15 protein-coding genes are annotated in these 18,938 nt (G+C 70.8%); 12 read left to right on the top strand and 3 right to left on the bottom strand.

The features are described 5' to 3' along the window. The first annotated feature begins 103 nt into the window (after nt 1-103). Both E3O46_RS09720 and E3O46_RS09715 read left to right on the top strand, forming a co-directional pair. A complete protein-coding gene (locus tag E3O46_RS09720; RefSeq protein WP_134561623.1) occupies nt 104-745 on the top strand; it encodes an NADPH-dependent F420 reductase in 642 nt (213 codons plus the stop codon). An 88-nt stretch (nt 746-833) separates the two neighbouring features. Beyond that, nucleotides 834-1,436: a DUF6518 family protein gene (locus E3O46_RS09715; protein WP_134561622.1), complete on the top strand. Its 603-nt coding sequence runs from the start codon at nt 834-836 to the stop codon at nt 1,434-1,436. Nucleotides 1,437-1,438: 2 nt separating this feature from the next. Here E3O46_RS09715 and E3O46_RS09710 read toward each other — a convergent pair whose 3' ends face one another. Both E3O46_RS09710 and E3O46_RS09705 read right to left on the bottom strand, forming a co-directional pair. Further along, on the bottom strand, nt 1,439-1,840 hold the full coding sequence (locus E3O46_RS09710) for a DUF3054 domain-containing protein (protein ID WP_134559024.1): 402 nt from the start codon (nt 1,838-1,840) through the stop codon (nt 1,439-1,441). Nucleotides 1,841-1,855: 15 nt separating this feature from the next. Further along, nucleotides 1,856-2,566, bottom strand: coding sequence for a VIT1/CCC1 transporter family protein (locus tag E3O46_RS09705; protein WP_134449960.1), 711 nt, complete (start codon nt 2,564-2,566; stop codon nt 1,856-1,858). A 173-nt stretch (nt 2,567-2,739) separates the two neighbouring features. Here E3O46_RS09705 and E3O46_RS09700 point away from each other — a divergent pair, with 173 nt between their 5' ends. After that, nucleotides 2,740-3,612 carry an EamA family transporter gene (locus tag E3O46_RS09700; RefSeq protein ID WP_134561621.1) on the top strand — a complete coding sequence of 291 codons (873 nt, stop codon included), beginning with the start codon at nt 2,740-2,742 and terminating at the stop codon, nt 3,610-3,612. A 142-nt stretch (nt 3,613-3,754) separates the two neighbouring features. On the opposite strand, the gene E3O46_RS18275 is transcribed toward E3O46_RS09700, so the two are convergent. Beyond that, a complete protein-coding gene (locus tag E3O46_RS18275; RefSeq protein ID WP_166791053.1) occupies nt 3,755-6,481 on the bottom strand; it encodes a hypothetical protein in 2,727 nt (908 codons plus the stop codon). Between the two features lie 201 nt (nt 6,482-6,682). Here E3O46_RS18275 and sucC point away from each other — a divergent pair, with 201 nt between their 5' ends. From sucC to E3O46_RS09650, 9 genes are all read left to right on the top strand, one after another. Then, a complete protein-coding gene (sucC, locus tag E3O46_RS09690) occupies nt 6,683-7,852 on the top strand; it encodes an ADP-forming succinate--CoA ligase subunit beta (protein WP_134561620.1) in 1,170 nt (389 codons plus the stop codon). A gap of 13 nt (nt 7,853-7,865) precedes the next feature. Continuing rightward, the gene (sucD, locus tag E3O46_RS09685; protein ID WP_134449963.1) at nt 7,866-8,753 is read left to right on the top strand and encodes a succinate--CoA ligase subunit alpha; all 888 of its coding nucleotides are present in this window, start codon (nt 7,866-7,868) and stop codon (nt 8,751-8,753) included. A 120-nt stretch (nt 8,754-8,873) separates the two neighbouring features. Beyond that, nucleotides 8,874-10,244 (top strand): cell division protein PerM, encoded by a 1,371-nt coding sequence (locus E3O46_RS09680; RefSeq protein WP_174775127.1) that lies wholly within the window; start codon nt 8,874-8,876, stop codon nt 10,242-10,244. A 9-nt stretch (nt 10,245-10,253) separates the two neighbouring features. Beyond that, the gene (gene purN / locus E3O46_RS09675) at nt 10,254-10,847 is read left to right on the top strand and encodes a phosphoribosylglycinamide formyltransferase (RefSeq protein WP_134559016.1); all 594 of its coding nucleotides are present in this window, start codon (nt 10,254-10,256) and stop codon (nt 10,845-10,847) included. Next, on the top strand, nt 10,844-12,520 hold the full coding sequence (purH, locus tag E3O46_RS09670; RefSeq protein ID WP_134559014.1) for a bifunctional phosphoribosylaminoimidazolecarboxamide formyltransferase/IMP cyclohydrolase: 1,677 nt from the start codon (nt 10,844-10,846) through the stop codon (nt 12,518-12,520). The genes purN and purH overlap by 4 nt, the downstream gene beginning before the upstream one ends. A gap of 82 nt (nt 12,521-12,602) precedes the next feature. Then, on the top strand, nt 12,603-13,802 hold the full coding sequence (locus E3O46_RS09665) for a mechanosensitive ion channel family protein (protein ID WP_241987382.1): 1,200 nt from the start codon (nt 12,603-12,605) through the stop codon (nt 13,800-13,802). A gap of 61 nt (nt 13,803-13,863) precedes the next feature. Beyond that, nucleotides 13,864-14,652 (top strand): dimethylargininase, encoded by a 789-nt coding sequence (ddaH, locus tag E3O46_RS09660; protein ID WP_134449966.1) that lies wholly within the window; start codon nt 13,864-13,866, stop codon nt 14,650-14,652. Nucleotides 14,653-15,125: 473 nt separating this feature from the next. After that, complete coding sequence (locus tag E3O46_RS09655; RefSeq protein ID WP_134559055.1) at nt 15,126-17,060, top strand: ABC transporter ATP-binding protein; 1,935 nt, start codon at nt 15,126-15,128, stop codon at nt 17,058-17,060. Then, a complete protein-coding gene (locus tag E3O46_RS09650; RefSeq protein ID WP_134559008.1) occupies nt 17,057-18,862 on the top strand; it encodes an ABC transporter ATP-binding protein in 1,806 nt (601 codons plus the stop codon). The genes E3O46_RS09655 and E3O46_RS09650 overlap by 4 nt, the downstream gene beginning before the upstream one ends. Nucleotides 18,863-18,938: the final 76 nt, after the last annotated feature.

Below are 18,938 nucleotides of genomic sequence, written 5' to 3'. Positions count from 1 at the left end.
TCAACTAAAGAGTCGTAGTCTTTAGTTGTTGCTTCAAGTAATTGTGACGGGAATCCCGCCGGAGGCAGCATCCATCTGACACTCTTCCGGAGGAAAAACAACTATGACGAACATCACGATCATCGGCAGCGGCAACATGGCTCGCGGCATCGGCACCCGTGCCGTCGTCGCCGGAAGCGGCCTCCAGATCCTTGATCGCGACCCGGCCAAGGCTGCGTCCCTCGCCGCCGAGCTCGGCGCCCAGGTCACTTCGGGCACTCTCACCAGCCCGCTCACCGGTGACATCGTGGTGCTCGCCCTCCCGTTCGACGCAGCCAAGGAAATCGTCACCACCCTCGGTGTCGCCCTGTCCGGCAAGACCGTGATCGACATCACCAACCCCGTCGACTTCAGCACCTTCGACTCCCTCGTCGTCGCCCCCGGCACCTCCGCCGCCGAAGAACTCGCAGCGCTCGCCGCGCCCGGAGTGACCATCGTCAAGGCGTTCAACACGACCTTCGCCGGTGCCCTCGTCGCGGGCACCGCCGCGGGCCTCCCGCTCGACGTGTTTATCGCCTCCGACTCCGACGAGGCGAACGCGACCGTCTCCGCCTTCGTCACCGCCGCCGGCCAGCGCCCGATCGTCGTCGGCCCGCTGCGTCGCGCCCGCGAGCTCGAGGGCTTCCAGTTCCTCGTGATGACCCTGCAGGCCAACCCGGCCTTCGAGGACTTCAACTGGAACACCTCGCTCAAGGTGCTCGTCTAACCGATTGATCCGCGCCACAGCCAGCGCCCGCATCCGCGGAGCGCTGGCTGTGGCGTTTTTTGGCGGGTCGGGGACCTAGGCTGGGCCCGTGACCTCCCGAGACCCGTTGCCGAGGCGCCGGCCTGTCTGGTATCTCGTGGCTGCCGCCGCGGGAGTCACCGCCGGGGCGCTCGCCCGGCTGCTGTTCGCGGTGCTTCCCGCGCCCTGGGACACCCTCGCGAACACGAGCGCGCTCTGGGGCCTCGTGCCGTTCCTCGTCACCGCCGGGTTCCGGGTGCACGGCAGGGCCGCGGCCGGAGTCGGGGCGGTCGGCCTGCTGACGATGGTCTCCGTGTGGGTGCTCCTGGCGCCGCAGCCGGCTCCGCCGCGCATCCTGCTGCTGTGGGGCGCCGTCGGCGTCGCCGCAGGGGCGTTGTGCGGATGGGCCGGCGCGCTGGCCAGCAGCCCCCTCGCGGGGCAGCGGATCGTTGCCGCGGCGATCATCGGAGGGCTCGTCCTCGGCGAGGGCCTGTACGGCATCGTGCTCATCGGCGGCCCGCAGTGGTGGTGCGAGGCCCTTGCCGGAGCCGGGTTCGCCGTCGCCTGGGGCGTGACACTGCCGGAACGGATGCGCGCGCTCGGCGCCGCGGCGCTCGTCGCGGCCGCGCTGTTCGCGGCCTTCCTCGGCTACGACGCGATCGCGGCCGGCTGAGGCTACTGGACCTGCGTCGAGGCCCGACGACGTGCCTGGATCCGGCGCACAAGCACCGCGATGCCGCGCCAGCCGACCAGGAACAGACCGAGCACGATCGCCGTCACGACGATGAAGCTCGGCTGAACGCCCTGGCCGCTCACGACCCGGAGCAGCAAACCGCCCGCGACCGTCCAGAGCCAGACACCGAGCCCGGTGTAGACGATCCGCTGCGGGGCGTGCCAGGCGCGCATGATCAGCCAGCCGATCGTGAGGCCGCCGAGGAACGGCCACCAGGTCGTCAGCACGCCGAGCAGGTCCTCGCCGTGGCTCGCGCGGCCGATCGCCGCGAAGACGAGCACAAGGGCGGCGTCGATGCCCGCCGCGAGCAGAGCGGATGCTGGGAGCGTGCGTGGTGAGGACATGGCACCAGCCTACGGTCAGACCGAGGTGCCGATCAGGCCGCCGATCGCCCAGGTCACGCCGAGGGCGAGCAGGCCTCCGACGAGGACACGCGAGATCGCGCGGCCGCGGGGGCTGCCGCCGAGGTAGGCGCTCAGCCAGCCGGTGACCACGAGGGCGACCGCTACGGCCAGGAACGTGGCAGGCAGCCGCCACGCCGGCGGTGGCAGCAGCACAGCGAGAAGCGGCAGGATCGCACCGACGGTGAACGCGAGCGCGGATGCGAACGCCGCGTGCCACGGGTTCGAGAGTTCCTCGGTGCCGATGTGCAGTTCCACCTCGAGATGCGCGGCGAGGGCGTCGTGCGCGGTGAGCTCGTCGGCGACGCGTCGGGCCGTCTCCACGCTGAGCCCCTTGGCCCGGTACATCTCGGCGAGCTCGGCGAGTTCCTGCTCCGGCAGGTTGGCGAGCTCCCAGCGTTCCTTGGCGATCAGGGTGCGCTCGGTGTCGCGTTGGCTGCTCACCGAGACGTATTCGCCGAGGGCCATCGAGATCGCCCCGGCGAGGAGGCTCGCGACTCCGGCGATCAGGATCGCCGCGGAATCCGGCGTGGCCGCGGCGACGCCGACGACGAGTGCGGCGACGGAGACGATGCCGTCATTCGCGCCGAGCACACCGGCGCGCAGCCAGTTGAGCCGTTCGGCGTGGCCGGGGGCGTGCGGTTCGATGCCGTGGTCGAGTTCAGTCATGCCGGAAGTCAAGCAGCCCCGGGGCTTTCGCGCTACTCGCGGAGGCGCGGGTCCGCCCCGATCCCGTCGCACCCCTGTCCGCCGTCCCGATCGTCCCCGCCCCGACCGTTCGCGGTGCGTCAATCGCGTACGTCGCATTGCCGTGCCGGGCCGTCGTGCTGGAGGATGGACTCGTGATCCTCGTGGTCGTGCTCACTCTCGCGTCCGCGCTGTCCTATGGCGTTTCGGACTTCTTCGGAACCCTCGGCGCACGGCGGTTCGGAGTGATGCCCGCGACAACCCTGACCTACCTGTGGGCGACGGTCGCGCTCGTCGCGGGCCTGTTGGTCGTGGGCGGGACCTGGTCGGAGGGCGCCGTGTTCTGGGGTGCGGTCTCGGGGGTGGCGGCTGTTGTCGGCTTCGTGCTGTTCTACCAGGCGCTCACCGTGGGTCCCGTGAGCGTGCTCTCCCCGGTGATCGGCCTCCTGGTCGCCGGTGTGCCGGTCGGCGTCGCGACCGTGGGCGGCACGCGGCTCTCGGGTGCGGCCTGGATCGCCGTCGGTCTCGCCCTCGCGAGCGCGGTGCTGGTGTCGACCTCGCGCCGCGACGGGAGTGTGCGGGTGTCCCGGCAGGCCTGGATCGTCGGTATCGGTTCCGGGATCGCGTTCGGCCTGTCCGTCGTCGCGCTCTCCTTCGCCCCCGGATCCGCCGGTCTTGTCCCGGCGTTCGTGGAGATCGCACTCGGTCTCCTGCTCCTTCTGGTGCTCGGGATGTGGCGCCGCAGGTCCGCCGGCCGGCGCCCGTTCTCGCTGGGTCCGCTTCGGTCGGCCGGGCCGCGCTGGATCGCCGGGAGCATGGTCGCCGGCGTGTTGCTCGGCATCGGGGACGCCCTCCTGCTCATCGCCCTGTACTCCGGCAACCTCGCCGTGGTCGGCGTGCTGGTCGCCCTGTATCCGGTTGCGACGATCCTGTTGTCGATCGCGGTCCTCGGGGAACGCCTCACGCTGCCGCAGTCCATCGGCGTCGGCACCGCCCTCGCCTCCTCCGCCATCTTCGCGCTCGGCTGATCCCCGCATCCGCCCGCCGGGCCGACGACGGCTCCGGCCGAACGCGCCAGTTGCGCCGCTTCGCGCCAGGCATGCCTGGCGGGCACCGGCGCAACGGGCGCGCACGAGGCGGAAGGCCGCGCGGGCGGATGCGCGGCACAGGCTAGCCGGGAGGGGCGGTGCCGGCGAGGTCGGCGAGGGCGTCGTGGTACTGCCGGGTGCGGTAGTACTCTCCGTGGGTGCCGACCGCGCCCGTGTACCCGCTCGTATCGACCTCATCGGCGAACCGGTCGATCGGGTTGCCCGGCGCCCGGTTCGACCAGGCCGGGAAACCGAGCGGATCGGTCGCCCGCCACAGGCTGATCCAGCGCCGCACCGGCAACGCGGCAGCGGGCGAGGCCGCTTCCGGCACGGGCGGCGTCGCCAGCGCGTCGGCCAGCCACGGGTCCGTGCTCCACAGCCGGGGGCGCAGGCAGGGCAGGGTGCCGAGCACGTCCGGCCCGAGGATCTCGGGAAAGAACCGCCCGAAGTACGGCCGCACCTGCACGCCGAAGCTCAACAGCGTGACCCGGTCCCGCCGCGCCGACCAGTCCGGGTGCGCGGCGAGGGAGAAGAGGGCGGCGACCGCGACGACCGCGCCCATGCTGTGTGCTGCGAGCACGACCTCCCGCTGGCGCGGTGGTGTCCCTTCCTCCCGGCCGTCCAGCCACCAGAGCACCCGGCGGCAGACTTCGGGTACGGCCCGTTCGGTGTAGCAGGGGGCTCCGAGCGGATGCCCGGCGCGCGGCAGGAAACAGGCGAGGTCCCAGACGATCGCGAGCGGCCTCGTCGCCCGCCCGGGAGCCGGGGGGATGATGAGCCCGGCGAGGACGAGCACGGCGACGCCCGCCCATCCGGCCATCGACACGTCGAGCCACGCGAGCAGCCCGGGCGGTGCGGTGATGCCGCCGGTCGGGACGGACCCCGGTGCCGTTGCCGCGGCATCCGCCGGCAGTAGCCGGGGCACGACGGCGGTGAGGACCTCGGTCGCGAAGAGGGCGAGGAAGCCGGCCGAGGCGACGATCCCGGTGACCGGTTCGACGAGGTGCAGGCGAGCCGCGAGCGCGCGCTTGCGGTCGCGCACGGGGCGGAGCAGCGTCACGAGTTCGGCCTCGGATCCCGCCGGCATCGGGGTCTCGCCGCCGGGGACGCCCGGGCCGTCGGGTCCACCGAAGCCGGGGTCTCCCGCGTGGCCGCCGTCCGCTCCCGCGGCGTCCGTTCCCGTACCGTCGCCGGACCCGGGCGAGAGGTCGTCCGGGCTCCACTCCGCGACGCGGGGGCCGACCCGGCGCGGCCGGATCAGGGCGCAGGCCACGGAGAGCGCCGCGACGGCGAGGAGCGCGAACGCGAGCCCGCCGAACCACGGGTACACGCCCGGCACGGTCAGGAGGGGCGTCGCCGGCGACCCTGCGGCATTCGTCGGCGCACCGAGGAGGGCGCTCGCACCGGCCCCGCCGTTCAGCCAGGTGCCGACCCCGACGGTGAGGAGGCTCGACAGGATGAGCCCGATGGCGAGCGCGAGGGTCAGGAACACGGCGGGCGCGAGGCCGTGCCACGCTTCGAACCGGAGCCGGCCGCGCGGGGCGGGGTAGCGGAACACGGCGCTCGCCACGACGCAGGCGAGCATGCCGCCGAGGAGTGCGAGCAGCGTGATCGAGGAGACCGGGGAGACGGAAGCGACCGCGGCTGCCGTGCCCTGGGCCGATCCGGGGGTCGCCGCCCCGTTGTCCCCAGGGGCGGGCGGGGCGAGCCCGAGGACGAGGAGCGCCGCGAGGTGTGTCACGATGCCGAGCAGCACGAGCGCGGTGTGCCACCGGGCGCCTGGAGTGCGCGCGATGGGCTCGACGGGAAGGGTGCGCGTGCAGACCGCGGTCACGAGGGCGGCCAGGAGCAGGGTCCCCGCGACCAGGAAGACGACGCCCGCCGCCGTTCCGGACGCGCCCGCGCGCACCCCGTCGCCCCCGCCGGCCAGGGCGGCGCAGGAGAGCAGCGAGGTGAGGCTCAGCCCGGCCGCGAGGTGGGCGAGCGAGAGCCGGTGCGTTTCACCGCGCCGATTCCAGAGGTGCGGGGACTCCAGCAGCGGCCGGGGCGTTTCGGCCGGCGTGCCGGGTCGCCCGTCCGCCGGGCGGGCGCCCGGTCGTGCCGCCGTTGGCGGCCGGGCGGCGAGATAGCGGTCGGCGACGTCATACCGCAGCCGCGCGCCGTTCGAGAGCTGCCAGATCCCGAGGATCATCGCGATCGGCGCGAGCGAGAAGACGGCCATCCGCTGCCCGGTCGTCCACGCGGCGAGGCCGCCGAGCGCGCCGGGCAGCCCGGAGCAGACCAGCGCCCCGTCGACGTAGCACTGCCGGGCGAGCAGGTCGATGCCGAGGTTCGCGACCGTCGCGACGAGCAGGAGCGTCAGCAGCACGCCGAACAGGCGGATGACCCCGGCCCGGACGCTGAGGCCGCGCGGCACCGCCTGGGTCGGGAGTCTCCAGCACCAGGCGGCAGCGTTGGCGATCGAGAACGGGAGCAGCAGGGCCCAGCCGATCCGGGCGAGTGCGGCGATGACCGCCCAGACCGGCCCGGCCCCACCGGGGGTGCTGCGCACCAGTCCGCCCCAGGAGTATGCCTCGCGGCGGATCCGGCGAGGGACGTAGCCGCGCTGCTCCGCGGCATCGGCTGCCCGGCGATGACGCCGGAGGGAATCTGGAGTCGGCGTCCAGAAGCTGCCGAGCACATCGCCGGCGGCGAGCTCGACCTCATCCGGCGGCAGGTCGAGCAGGGCGAACGGCGAGGTGTTGTTGATGCCGTGCACCCGCAGTTCGAGAACGTGCGGGGGAGCGGATGTCCTGAACGGTCCGGCCATGCGCGGTCCTTCCGGGCGGCGGGGGGTGTGGCTGGCATGGTACTGCCGTCCGGAAGGTTTGGCGAGGCAGGGGCATGTGGGACGCTAGAGTTTGAACTGGTCAGATTGTCTCGACGTCGAGCTACATTCGATGGCGGACGCTGTGCCGGCACACCCCTCGTACCCTGCAGGAACGCTAAGACGCGGATTGGACAAAGCAGCGTGGACCTTTACGAATATCAGGCAAGAGACCTGTTTGAGCAGTATGGAGTCCCGGTTCTGCCGGGCATCATCGCGGACACACCCGAGGAGGCGCGCGCCGCAGCGGAGAAGCTCGGCGGTGTCGTCGTCGTCAAGGCCCAGGTGAAGGTCGGCGGTCGCGGCAAGGCGGGCGGCGTCAAGGTCGCCAAGACCCCCGACGACGCCTTCGCGGCCGGCCAGGCGATCCTCGGACTCGACATCAAGGGCCACACCGTCAACCGGGTCATGGTCGCCGGCGGCGCGCGCATCAAGCAGGAGTTCTACTTCTCGGTGCTGCTCGACCGGTCCAACCGCTCGTACCTCTCGCTCGCGAGCTACGAGGGCGGCGTCGAAATCGAGGTTCTCGCCGTCGAGAAGCCCGAGGCGCTCGCCTATGTCGCGATCGACCCGAACCTCGGGATCGACCTCGAAACGGCCCGGCGCATCGCGGTCGAGGCGAAGTTCCCCGCCGAGCTCGTCGAGAAGGTCGCCCCGGTCTTCGTGCAGCTCTACAACGTTTTCAAGGGCGAGGACGCGACTCTCGTCGAGGTCAACCCGCTCGTCCTGACCGAAGAAGGCGACATCATCGCCCTCGACGGCAAGGTCACCCTCGATGAGAACGCCGGCTTCCGCCACCCGAAGCACGCCCTGCTCGAGGACGCGGCAGCCGCCGACCCGCTCGAGGCCAAGGCCAAGCTCAACGACCTCAACTACGTCAAGCTCGACGGTGTCGTCGGCGTGATCGGCAACGGCGCCGGTCTCGTGATGTCCACGCTCGACGTGGTCGCGTACGCGGGCGAGAACTTCGGCGGCGTCAAGCCGGCCAACTTCCTCGACATCGGCGGCGGAGCATCCGCTGAGGTCATGGCGGCCGGACTCGACGTCATCCTCGGCGACCCGCAGGTCAAGAGCGTCTTCGTCAACGTCTTCGGCGGCATCACCGCCTGCGACGCGGTCGCCCGCGGCATCGTCGGCGCGCTCGCCGAGCTCGGCAGCGCCGCGAACAAGCCCCTCGTCGTGCGCCTCGACGGCAACAACGTCGAGGAAGGCCGCCGCATCCTCACCGAGGCCAACCACCCGCTGGTCACCTTGGCCGCCACCATGGACGAGGGCGCCGCCAAGGCCGCCGAGCTCGCCTACGCCGCGAAGTAAGGGATTTTCGAACATGTCTATCTTCCTCAACAAGGACTCCAAGGTCATCGTCCAGGGCATCACCGGCGGTGAGGGCACCAAGCACACCGCCCTCATGCTCAAGGCGGGCACCCAGGTCGTCGGCGGCGTCAACGCCCGCAAGGCCGGCACCACCGTCGTTCACGGCGACGTCGAACTGCCCGTCTTCGGCTCGGTCGCCGAGGCGATCGAGAAGACCGGGGCGGATGTCTCGATCGCCTTCGTCCCGCCGGCCTTCACCAAGGACGCCGTCATCGAAGCCATCGACGCCGAGATCCCGCTGCTCGTCATCATCACAGAGGGCGTCCCGGTGCAGGACTCCGCCGAGTTCTGGGCATACGCCAAGGCCAAGGGCAACAAGACCCGCATCATCGGGCCGAACTGCCCCGGCATCATCACGCCGGGCGAAGCGCTCGTCGGCATCACGCCGGCGAACATCACCGGCAAGGGCCCGGTCGGCCTCGTCTCCAAGTCGGGCACCCTGACCTACCAGATGATGTATGAACTGCGCGACCTCGGCTTCTCGACCGCGATCGGCATCGGCGGCGACCCGATCATCGGCACCACGCACATCGACGCCCTCGAGGCCTTCGAGAACGACCCGGAGACCCTCGCGATCGTGATGATCGGCGAGATCGGCGGCGACGCGGAGGAGAAGGCGGCGGACTACATCCGGGCGCACGTCACCAAGCCCGTCGTCGGCTACGTCGCGGGCTTCACGGCGCCGGAGGGCAAGACCATGGGCCACGCCGGGGCGATCGTCTCCGACGGCGCAGGCACCGCCCAGGGCAAGAAGGAGGCCCTCGAGGCCGCAGGGGTCAAGGTCGGCAAGACGCCGAGCGAGACCGCGACCCTGCTGCGCGAGGTTCTCGCCGCACTGTAGCCCGGCATCCGCTCGCAGAGCCAGAAGAGGGGGCCCGCCACCACGGCGGGCCCCCTTTTTTTCGCGCGTCACGGCGGGGGCGCGCGGGCCGGTCAGGCGGGCGAGGTAGGCTCCCACCGGATGAACCGCTTAACGACAGCCCTGCTCGCCGCACTCGAGGCGCTCATTGTCGTAGCCATCGGAGTGGGCGTCTCCCTGGTGCCCCTGACCATCCTGTGGGCCACCCAGTACGGCCTCTCGGTCGACTGGCTCGTCTTCTGGCGCGCTTCGGTCACGGTCTGGCTGCTCGGCAACGGCGTCGACCTCGCCGTCCAGCTTGACCCCACCGTCGTCGCCGCGCTCGGCCTGCCCGGCGCGGAGGCCCCGTTCTCGCTCACGATCGCGCTCCTCGGCTTCGCCGTGCTCGCCCTGTTCCTCGGCAGGCACACCGGCCGCCGCGCGGCGGACTCGCCGCACCGCTGGACCGGCGTCCTGACCGCGATCCCCGTCTATGGGCTGCTCGCGACCCTGCTCACCCTCACCGTCGGCACGGATGCCCTGCAGCCGTCGATCCCGCAGGGCGTGCTCCTGCCCACGGCCGTGTTCGCCGCCGGGGTGTTCATCGGCGCCCGCCACCGGACCGAGTCGCCAGAGCATCCGGTTGCCGGCCAGGCGCCTCACCTGCAGGGAGCTCCGGCTCACCCGGCTCCTGGTCGCCCGGCGACCGGCCGTCCGGCCTGGCTGCGTGCCCTTCCCGCGCTCCCGGCCCTTCCGCGGTCGCCCCGGCTGCCCGAGGTGCCCGCCGAATGGCGCTCGGTTCTGGCCGGAGCCCTCCGTGCCGGCTTCGGCGCCGCGACCGGAACGGTCGGCGTCGCGGCCCTCGCCGTCTTCGTGCTGATCCTCGGCAACTTCGCGACGATCATCGGCCTCTACGAGACCGTGCAGGCCGGGGTGATGGGCGGCATCACCCTGACGATCGCCCAGCTCGCGCTCATCCCCAACCTCGTGATCTGGGCGGCGGCCTGGTTCGTCGGGCCCGGCATCGCCGTCGGCATCGGGTCGAGCGTGTCCCCGGTCGGCACCGTCCTCGGCCCGGTACCCGGCCTGCCGCTGCTCGGCGTGCTCCCGCACGGCAGCCTCGCCTTCGGGTTCCTCGGGCTGCTCGTGCCCGTTCTGATCGGCTATCTCACGGCTTTCGCAACCCGGCAGCGCCAGCACCGTGCGGGCGAGCCCGGCGCCGATCGCGGCCGGCTGGCTCTTACCGGAGCACTGGCTGGTGTCGTCGCCGGCATTGTCCTCGGATTGCTGGCCTGGTGGTCCGGAGGGGCCCTCGGTCCAGGCCGGCTCGTGGACGTCGGGCCGAACCCCTTGCTGGTCGGCGCTTTCGCCGCGCTCGAGGTCGGCGTCGCCGCTGTTCTCGGAATGCTGACGCCCCCGATCCGGCGGCGCGGGGCCACCTCCGGCGCCACGGCCCCCGCCGCGGCCCCACCGGCGAGGACCGGCAAACGATAGGCTCGTCCAGTGCTGTCATTGGTCGTATTGATTTCCGGCGGGGGATCCAACCTCCGTTCCCTCCTGGAAGCGTGCCAGGACGCCGAGTACCCGGCGCGGGTCGTCGCGATCGGGGCAGACAGGGACGCGGACGGCCTCGACCTCGGTGAAGAGTTCGGCGTGTCCACCTTCACGGTTCCGTACAGCTCGTTCGAGTCGCGCGAGGAGTGGGGCGACGAACTGCTCGCCGTGATCCGGCAATGGACGCCGGATCTCGTGGTGCTCAGCGGCTTCATGCGTCTCCTGCCCGCCAGGGTCGTCGCCGCACTGACCCCGAACCTGCTCAACACGCATCCGGCCTACCTGCCCGAATTTCCAGGAGCCCACGGGGTGCGCGACGCGCTCGCCGCCGGCGTCCCCGAGACCGGAGCCAGCCTCATCGTCGTCGACACCGGTGTCGACGACGGGCCCATCGTCGCGCAGGAGCGGGTGCCGGTGCTTCAGGACGACACCGAGGACTCCCTGCACGCCAGGATCAAGATCGTCGAACGGCGCCTGCTCGTGCAGGCCGTTCTCGACATCGCCAACGGAAACACGAACCTCAAGGAGCACTCCCAGATATGAGCGGGCACAGCAACGACCAGAGCCTTTACCGCGAACGCGATGTCGTCCCGGTGCGGCGGGCGCTCATCTCGGTGAGCGACAAGACCGGCCTGGTCGAGCTTGCGGCGGCCCTCGTGGCGACCGGCGTCGAAATCGTGTCGACGGGGTCGACCGCGGCGAGCATCCGTGCCGCGGGCTTCGCCGTGACCGATGTCGCCGCCGTCACGGGCTTCCCGGAGTCCCTCGACGGGCGGGTCAAGACCCTGCACCCCGGAGTGCACGCCGGCATCCTCGCCGACCTGCGGCTCGCCGCCCACGAGGCCCAGCTCACCGAGCTCGGCATCGCGCCCTTCGAACTCGTCGTGGTGAACCTCTACCCCTTCGTCGAGACCGTGAACTCCGGCGCACCCGCTGCCGAGGTCATCGAGCAGATCGACATCGGCGGCCCCGCACTCGTGCGCGCCGCGGCGAAGAACCACCCGAACGTCGCGATCGTGGTCGACCCGGAGAACTACGGCGAGATCGTCACCGCCGTCTCCGCAGGGGGAACGACGCTCGAGCTGCGCCGCAAGCTCGCCTCGCTCGCCTTCGAGCACACGGCCGGCTACGACCTGAGCGTCTCCGCGTGGTTCACCGAGAACGTCTACGACCAGTGGCAGGACGACACCGAGGCCCTCGATGAGGCCATCCTCGACGAGTTCGATGCCGTGATCGGCACCGCCTTCGACGACGAGGGCCCCTTCCCCGGCACCCTCGCGATCGAGGCCACCCGCGGCAGCGTGCTGCGCTACGGCGAGAACTCGCACCAGGCCGCCGCGCTCTACCTCGGCGAAGGCGGAGAGGGCATCGCCCAGGCGGTGCAGCGCCACGGCAAGGAGATGTCCTACAACAATTACGTCGACGCCGATGCCGCCGTGCGCGCGGCCTTCGACTTCGCCGAACCGGCCGTCGCCATCATCAAGCACGCCAACCCGTGCGGCATCGCCGTGGCCAACCCCAAGGCGCCGGATGCGATCGCCTCGGCCCACAAGCGGGCTCACGACTGCGACCCGGTCTCCGCATTCGGCGGGGTCATCGCGGCCAACCGCATCGTGACCCTCGGCATGGCCGAGACCGTCAGCCAGATCTTCACCGAGGTGCTCGTCGCACCCGGCTTCGAACCGGCCGCGTTCGAACTGCTCAGCCAGAAGAAGAACATCCGCCTGCTCGAGCTTCCGGAGAACTACCACCGTTCCTCGCTCGAGCTTCGCCAGATCTCCGGCGGGTTGCTCGTGCAGGAGACCGACTCGTTCGAAGACTTCGACTCCTCGACCTGGACCCTTGCCGCCGGCGAGGAGGTCGACGCGGCCACCCGCGCCGACCTCGAGTTCGCGTGGAAGGCGTGCCGGTCCGTGAAGTCGAACGCGATCCTGCTCGCCCGCTCCGGGGCATCCGTCGGCGTGGGCATGGGCCAGGTCAACCGGGTCGACTCGTGCCACCTCGCCGTGCTGCGCGCCGGGGACAGGGCCGCCGGCTCCGTCGCGGCCTCCGATGCGTTCTTCCCGTTCGCCGACGGCCTGCAGGTCCTCCTCGAGGCCGGGGTCACCGCGGTCGTACAGCCAGGAGGTTCGGTGCGCGACCCCGAGGTCATCGCCGCTGCCGTAGAGGCCGGCGTCGCGATGTACTTCACCGGAGAGCGCCACTTCTTCCACTGATCCGCGGAGGCTCCTGCCAGCGGGGTCTGGCACGATGGAAGGGTCCGGTTCGCTAGTCGGCGGTCCGGTCGAAGGGACACCCGTGCCGCTGCTCGACGGTTTCATCGAACCCACCTTTCTGATCGCGTTCGTCGTCGCGGTGATCAGCGCCTTTGTGATCACCGCGGTCGCCGCGCTCGTCTTCCGGATGGCCGCGCGCAAGCGGGCCTGGGCGCGCGCGTTCATCCGCCTGTGCCGGCGTCCCTTCCGGATTGTGATCCTGATCGGCGCCCTCTGGATCGTGACGTCCGTGTACCTGACGACGACGCCGGACCTGACCCTCGCGGTCGACTTCATCATGCGCGCCCTGTTCATCGCGGCGGCGACCTGGCTCGTCGCGGCGCTGGTGTACTTCTTCGAGGAAGTCATCGCCGCGCGGTACCGCATCGACGTGCGGGACAACCGGGTGGCCAGGCGGGTCCGCACCCAGCTGCGTATGCTCCGCCGGATCAGCGTCGTCGTGGTCATCGTCTGCGCGATCGGCACGGTGCTGCTCAGCATCCCAGGGGCCGCTGCGGTCGGGGCGAGCCTCTTCGCCTCGGCGGGTCTCCTGAGCGTCGTCGCCGGCCTCGCCGCCCAGTCGAGCCTCGCCAACGTCTTCGCCGGCATGCAGCTCTCCTTCAGCAACGCCCTGCGCGTCGACGACGTCGTCATCGTCGAGAACGAGTGGGGCCGGATCGAGGAGATCACCCTCACCTACATCGTCGTGCACATCTGGGACGACCGCAGGATGGTGCTGCCCTCGACCTATTTCACGACGACGCCGTTCCAGAACTGGACGCGCCGCACGAGCGAACTGCTCGGCTCCGTCGAGTTCGACGTCGACTGGAGGGTCAGCACCGGGGCCATGCGCGAGGAACTGAACCGGATCGTCGCCCAGACGGAGCTCTGGGACCGGCGCGTTGCCGTGCTGCAGGTGACGGATGCCGTCGGCGGCTTCGTCCGCATCCGTGTTCTGGTCTCGGCCGGGGACGCCGCGATGCTCTGGGACCTGCGCTGCATCGTGCGAGAGAACCTCGTCGGGTGGCTCGTCGCCGAGAACCCGGACGCACTCCCGCTCGGCCGCGTCGAGGTTCGGCAGCCGGCCCGCCGCCCCACGACGTCGGCCACGAGCGCCGCGAGGGAACAACGCCCCGTCACCGAGGCACCCGGCCTGTTCTCCGGAGACTCCGAAGCCGTGCACCGCGGCGAGGAATTCACCCGCTCGATGCCGATCCAGGAGATCAGCGACCAGAAGCTCTGACCGGCGGGGCACCTGCGCGCGGCCGGCGAAGCCGCACCCGGCGAGCCCATACACTGTCGGGATGGACATCCCCGCATTCGACCCCGCCGCTCGCCGGATCGCCCTGGTCCGTCGCCCCGCCGACAACCTCGCCGAGGGCCAGCTCACGCACATCGAGCGCGTCCCCGTCGACCTCGGGCTCGCCCGCACCCAGTGGGCCGGCTACGTCGCAGCGCTCGCCGCGGAGGGCTGGGACGTGATCGAGGTCGAACCGGCCCCGCTGCTCCCTGACTCGGTCTTCATCGAGGATGCCGTCATCTCCTTCGGCGACATCGCCGTGCTGACCAGCCCGGGGGCCCCGAGCCGCCGGGACGAGACCGCGGGGGCGGAGGCCGCCGTCCGCGGCCTCGGCATCCCGGTGCACCGCCTCGCGCTGCCCGGCACCCTCGACGGCGGCGACGTACTCAAGATCGGCCGGACCGTGTACGTCGGCCGCAGCCTGCGCACGAACGACGCCGGCATCGACCAGCTCCGCGACATCCTGGTCCCGCGCGGTTACACCGTCGTCGCGGTCCCGATCAGCAAGGTGCTGCATCTCAAGTCCGCCGTCACCGCCCTGCCCGACGCGACCGTGATCGGCTATCCGCCCCTCGTCGACGACTCGACGGTGTTCGAACCCTTCCTGCCCGTCCCGGAGGAGTGCGGCACCGCTGTCGTTGTGCTGGCCCCGGACGCGGTGCTGATGTCGAGCGCGGCCCCGCGCTCGGCCGCCCTGTTCGCCGCCCGCGGTTACCGCGTCGTCACCGTCGACATCTCCGAATTCGAGAAGCTCGAGGGCTGCGTCACCTGCCTGAGCGTACGCATCCGCTGACCGGGAGTCCGCGGACCTGACTCTCAAAGAGGTGCTTGCGCCGACGCACGGTGGGGTCGTACTCTGGAAGGCTGCCTGACACGGGGAGCACAACGAGGATTCGACGCGCTCAGGAGGCCGACATGACACAGACAGCACAGCCCCAGCTCGCTGGGAATGCGATCACCGGCGCTGGCTCTGCCGTGGGCGTCCACGACAACGCGGCCTAGCCACTCCATCCGCATCGCGCGTCGGCTCCCTCCTCCAGCACCCCGCCCGTAACCCGCAGCCCGCGACCGGCGTCCCGTCGTCGCGACCGTATGGAAGCGCCCAGCTTCCCGCCCGCCGTCGAACGCGACTCCGACGCGACTTTTTCGACTCCTCGACGCCCAGCGCACCCCGCTGGCGTCCATCGGCACCATGTATCCGAACAGGCTCTACTCGTGACCCAGATCACACCAACCACTCCCATCGAAACCACACCACCCACTCCCATGGACACGACTCCGAACCCACCGACCGCCTCGACGCCACCCAGCACACCTGCTGCCACACCGGCGGCGGCCCCTGAGCAGCCCGGGAAGCGCGCGAGCACGCTGCGCACCCTGCTGCGCCTCTTCCCCTACGTGCGACCCGCGTTGCCCCGGCTCGTGCTGGGCATGATCGCCGCGCTCCTGGCCGCGGTCGTCGCCCTCGCGATCCCGCAAGTGCTGCAGGGCCTCGTCGACGGCGCCCTGTCCCGTCAGGACCCCGCCGGAATCTGGCCCGCCGTGCTGGTCGTCCTCGGCCTCGGCGTGCTCGAGGCCATCCTGATCGCCCTCCGCCGCTGGTTCGTGCTGGTCCCGGGCACCCACGTGGAGGCGAGCATGCGGAACGCGCTCTACGCGCGCCTGCAGGACCTGCCGGTTTCCTTCCACGATCGCTGGCCGAGCGGACAGCTCCTGTCCCGCGCGGTGAGCGACCTGAACCTGATCCGGCGCTGGATCTCCTTCGGCCTGGTCCTCCTGGTCGTCAATATCGTCACGATCGTGATCGGCGCCGCCGTGCTGGTCTCGATGAACTGGATCCTCGGCGTCGTTTTCATCGCCTGCTCGATTCCGCTCTGGATCGTCGGGTACCTGTTCGAGGAGAAGTACTCCGTCGTGGCCCGGCGCAGCCAGGACCAGGCCGGCGACCTCGCGACGGCCGTCGAGGAGTCCGTGCACGGCATCCGCGTGCTCAAGGCGTTCGGGCGCGGCGGTTTCGCGCTCAAGAACTTCTCGCAGCAGGCGGAAGACCTTCGTGGCACCGAGATCGAGAAGGCGCGCGCGATCGCCGGCATCTGGCTCTGGCTCCTGATGGTGCCCGATGTCGCGTTCGCGCTCTGCCTCGTGGTCGGAGTCTGGCTCGCCGCGCAGGGTGACCTCAGCGTCGGTGGCCTCGTCGCATTCTTCGCGACGGCGACCGTGCTGCGCTGGCCGGTCGAATCGATCGGGTTCCTGCTGTCGATGACGTTCGACGCCCGCACGGCGACCGACCGGTACTTCGACGTGCTCGACGCCCCGAACAGCATCACGGACCCCGACAGGCCCGTCACGCTCGCCGAGCCGCGCGGCCGACTCGCCTTCGAGGACGTGCACTTCCGCTACCCCGACTCGCCGGCGCGCTTCCCCGACCTGCTCGACGGCGTCAACCTCGTGCTGCAGCCGGGGGAGACCATGGCCCTCGTCGGGCTGACCGGCTCGGGCAAGTCCACCCTCACCGCACTCACCACCCGCCTCTACGACGTCACCCAGGGCGCGGTCACGCTCGACGGTGTCGACGTGCGCTCGCTCGGCCGCGAAGACCTGCGCGGCCACCTCGCGATGGCGTTCGAGGACGCGACGCTGTTCTCGGCATCCGTGCGCGACAACGTGCTGCTCGGCAGGCCGGAGTTCGCCGAGCGGTCGGCGGCAGCGGATGCCGCGCTCGAGGAGGCCCTGCAGGTCGCGCAGGCCGGCTTCGTGCGTGACCTGCCCGACGGCGTCGACACCCTCGTCGGCGAGGAGGGCATGAGCCTCTCCGGCGGCCAGCGCCAACGGATCGCGCTCGCCCGCGCGGTCGCGGCGAAGCCGGCGGTGCTCGTGCTCGACGACCCGCTTTCCGCGCTCGACGTCGACACCGAGTCCCTCGTCGAGGCCGCCCTCCGCGAGGTGCTCGCCTCGACGACGGCGCTCATCGTCGCGCACCGGCCGTCGACGGTCACCCTCGCCGACCGGGTCGCCCTGCTCGAGGACGGCCGGATCACCGCGGTCGGCCGGCACTCCGAGCTCCTGCGCACCAACGAGCACTACCGGTTCGTCATCTCGAGCCTTGAAGACGAAGAACGGCGCGACGCCACCAGGCAGGTCGCCAGGGACGAATCGGCCGCACGGACAGAACAGACCGAGCGAGAGGAGGCCGCACGATGAGCGTCACCGGAGTCGAAGGCGAAGAACGCAACAATTTCACCGCGTCCGAAAGCAAGCAGATCCGGGCGCGCTCGCTGCGCCTGCTCGGTTCCCTGCTCCGCCCGGTGCGCTGGCGGGTCACCGCGGCGATGCTCGTCGTGGTGCTCTCGACCGCGGCCCAGGTCGCCGGTCCCGCCCTCATCGCGTTCGGGATCGACAAGGGACTGCCTGCCCTCCTCGCCCAGGACTGGCTCCCGCTCGCGGCGACCGGCGGGGTCTACCTCCTCACCGGCGTGATCGGGGCGATCCTCATCGCCTGGTACACGATGATGTCGGCCAGGATCAGCCAGGCAGTGCTGATCGACCTCCGCAAGCGGGTGTTCCTGCAGACCCAGCGGCTCAGCCTCGAGTTCCACGAGTCGTACACCTCCGGGCGGATCATCTCCCGGCAGACCAGCGACCTCGACGCGATCCGGGAACTGCTCGACTCGGGTATCAACCAGCTCGTGCAGGGCGTGTTGTACATGGCCTTCACGGCGATCGCGCTCGTGAGCCTCGACGGCGTCAGCGGGCTGGTGCTGCTCGGGTCCCTGGTGCCGCTGTTCGCGCTCACCCGCTGGTTCCAGGTGCGGTCGCAGACCTTGTTCCGGCGGTCGAGGACCGCATCGGCGAGCCTGATCGTGAAGTTCGTCGAGACGATGACGGGCATCCGCGCCGTCAAGGCGTTCCGGGCGGAGAGACGCAACGAGGAGGTCTTCGGCGAGCTCGTCGAGGACTACCGAAAGGTGAACGGCCGGGTGATCCAGCTGTTCGGCATCTTCGACCCCGGCCTCATCCTGATCGGCAACGTCGCGGTCGCCGTCGTGCTCCTGCTCGGCGGATTCCGCGTCGTCGACGGGCAGCTCGCGATCGGTGCGCTCCTCGCGGCGCTGCTCTACACCCGGCGGTTCTTCGATCCGATGGAGGAGATGGCGATGTTCTACAACTCGTACCAGTCCGCCGCGGCGGCGCTCGAGAAGATCTCCGGCGTGCTCGAGGAACTCCCCGGTGTGCCGGACCCGGTTGCCCCCGTCGACCTGTGGGAGGCGCGCGGCGCCGTCACCTTCACCGGGGTGCGCTTCGAGTACCAGTCCGACCGGGTGATTCTGCCGACCTTCGACCTTGCGATTCCCGCAGGGCAGACGATCGCCCTCGTCGGCTCGACCGGGGCAGGCAAGTCGACGCTCGCGAAGCTGATGGCGCGGTTCTACGACCCCACCGACGGCCAGGTGCTGCTCGACGGGGTGGACCTGCGACGGCTGCACCCCAAGGACCTCCGTCGCGCCATCGTGATGGTCACCCAGGAGGCGTACCTGTTCAGCGGTTCGGTCGCCGACAACATCGCGATCGGCAAACCGGACGCCTCTCCCGCCGAAATCGTGGCGGCGGCGCGTGCCGTCGGCGCGCACGAGTTCATCGAGAACCTTCCCGGCGGATACGACACCGACGTGAACAAACGCGGTGGCCGAGTGTCCGCCGGGCAGCGCCAGCTGATCTCGTTCGCGAGGGCCTTCCTCGCCGACCCGGCGGTGCTGATCCTCGACGAGGCGACGTCCTCGCTCGATATCCCGAGCGAGCGGCTCGTGCAGCAGGCGCTGCAGACCCTGCTCGCCGACCGCACGGCCGTCATCATCGCGCACCGGCTGTCCACGGTCGCGATCGCAGACCGGGTGCTCGTGATGGAGCACGGGATCATCGTCGAGGACGGCGCGCCCGACGACCTGATCGACGGCACCGGACGGTTCGCCCAGCTGCACGCGGCCTGGCGGGAATCACTCGTGTAGCGGCATCCGCACGCGTTCACAGCGGATGCCGGTCCGCGAGAGTACGAAAATGGCCCCTTCGCTGCGCGCGAAGGGG

The organism is Cryobacterium glucosi, assembly GCF_004402235.1.
Classification (GTDB): Bacteria; Actinomycetota; Actinomycetes; order Actinomycetales; family Microbacteriaceae; genus Cryobacterium; species Cryobacterium glucosi.
Note: the sequence above shows the minus strand (reverse complement) of the source record. Positions and strands in the feature narration are given on the sequence as shown.

What these genes read in the sequence shown, in the direction of transcription:
- sucD (WP_134449963.1), top strand. Translation starts at nt 7,866, where the DNA reads ATGTCTATCTTCCTCAACAAGGACTCCAAGGTCATCGTCCAGGGCATC.
- E3O46_RS09650 (WP_134559008.1), top strand. Translation starts at nt 17,057, where the DNA reads ATGAGCGTCACCGGAGTCGAAGGCGAAGAACGCAACAATTTCACCGCG.
- ddaH (WP_134449966.1), top strand. Translation starts at nt 13,864, where the DNA reads ATGGACATCCCCGCATTCGACCCCGCCGCTCGCCGGATCGCCCTGGTC.
- E3O46_RS18275 (WP_166791053.1), bottom strand. Translation starts at nt 6,481, where the DNA reads ATGGCCGGACCGTTCAGGACATCCGCTCCCCCGCACGTTCTCGAACTG.
- E3O46_RS09680 (WP_174775127.1), top strand. Translation starts at nt 8,874, where the DNA reads ATGAACCGCTTAACGACAGCCCTGCTCGCCGCACTCGAGGCGCTCATT.
- E3O46_RS09705 (WP_134449960.1), bottom strand. Translation starts at nt 2,566, where the DNA reads ATGACTGAACTCGACCACGGCATCGAACCGCACGCCCCCGGCCACGCC.
- E3O46_RS09655 (WP_134559055.1), top strand. Translation starts at nt 15,126, where the DNA reads ATGGACACGACTCCGAACCCACCGACCGCCTCGACGCCACCCAGCACA.
- E3O46_RS09710 (WP_134559024.1), bottom strand. Translation starts at nt 1,840, where the DNA reads ATGTCCTCACCACGCACGCTCCCAGCATCCGCTCTGCTCGCGGCGGGC.
- E3O46_RS09720 (WP_134561623.1), top strand. Translation starts at nt 104, where the DNA reads ATGACGAACATCACGATCATCGGCAGCGGCAACATGGCTCGCGGCATC.
- purH (WP_134559014.1), top strand. Translation starts at nt 10,844, where the DNA reads ATGAGCGGGCACAGCAACGACCAGAGCCTTTACCGCGAACGCGATGTC.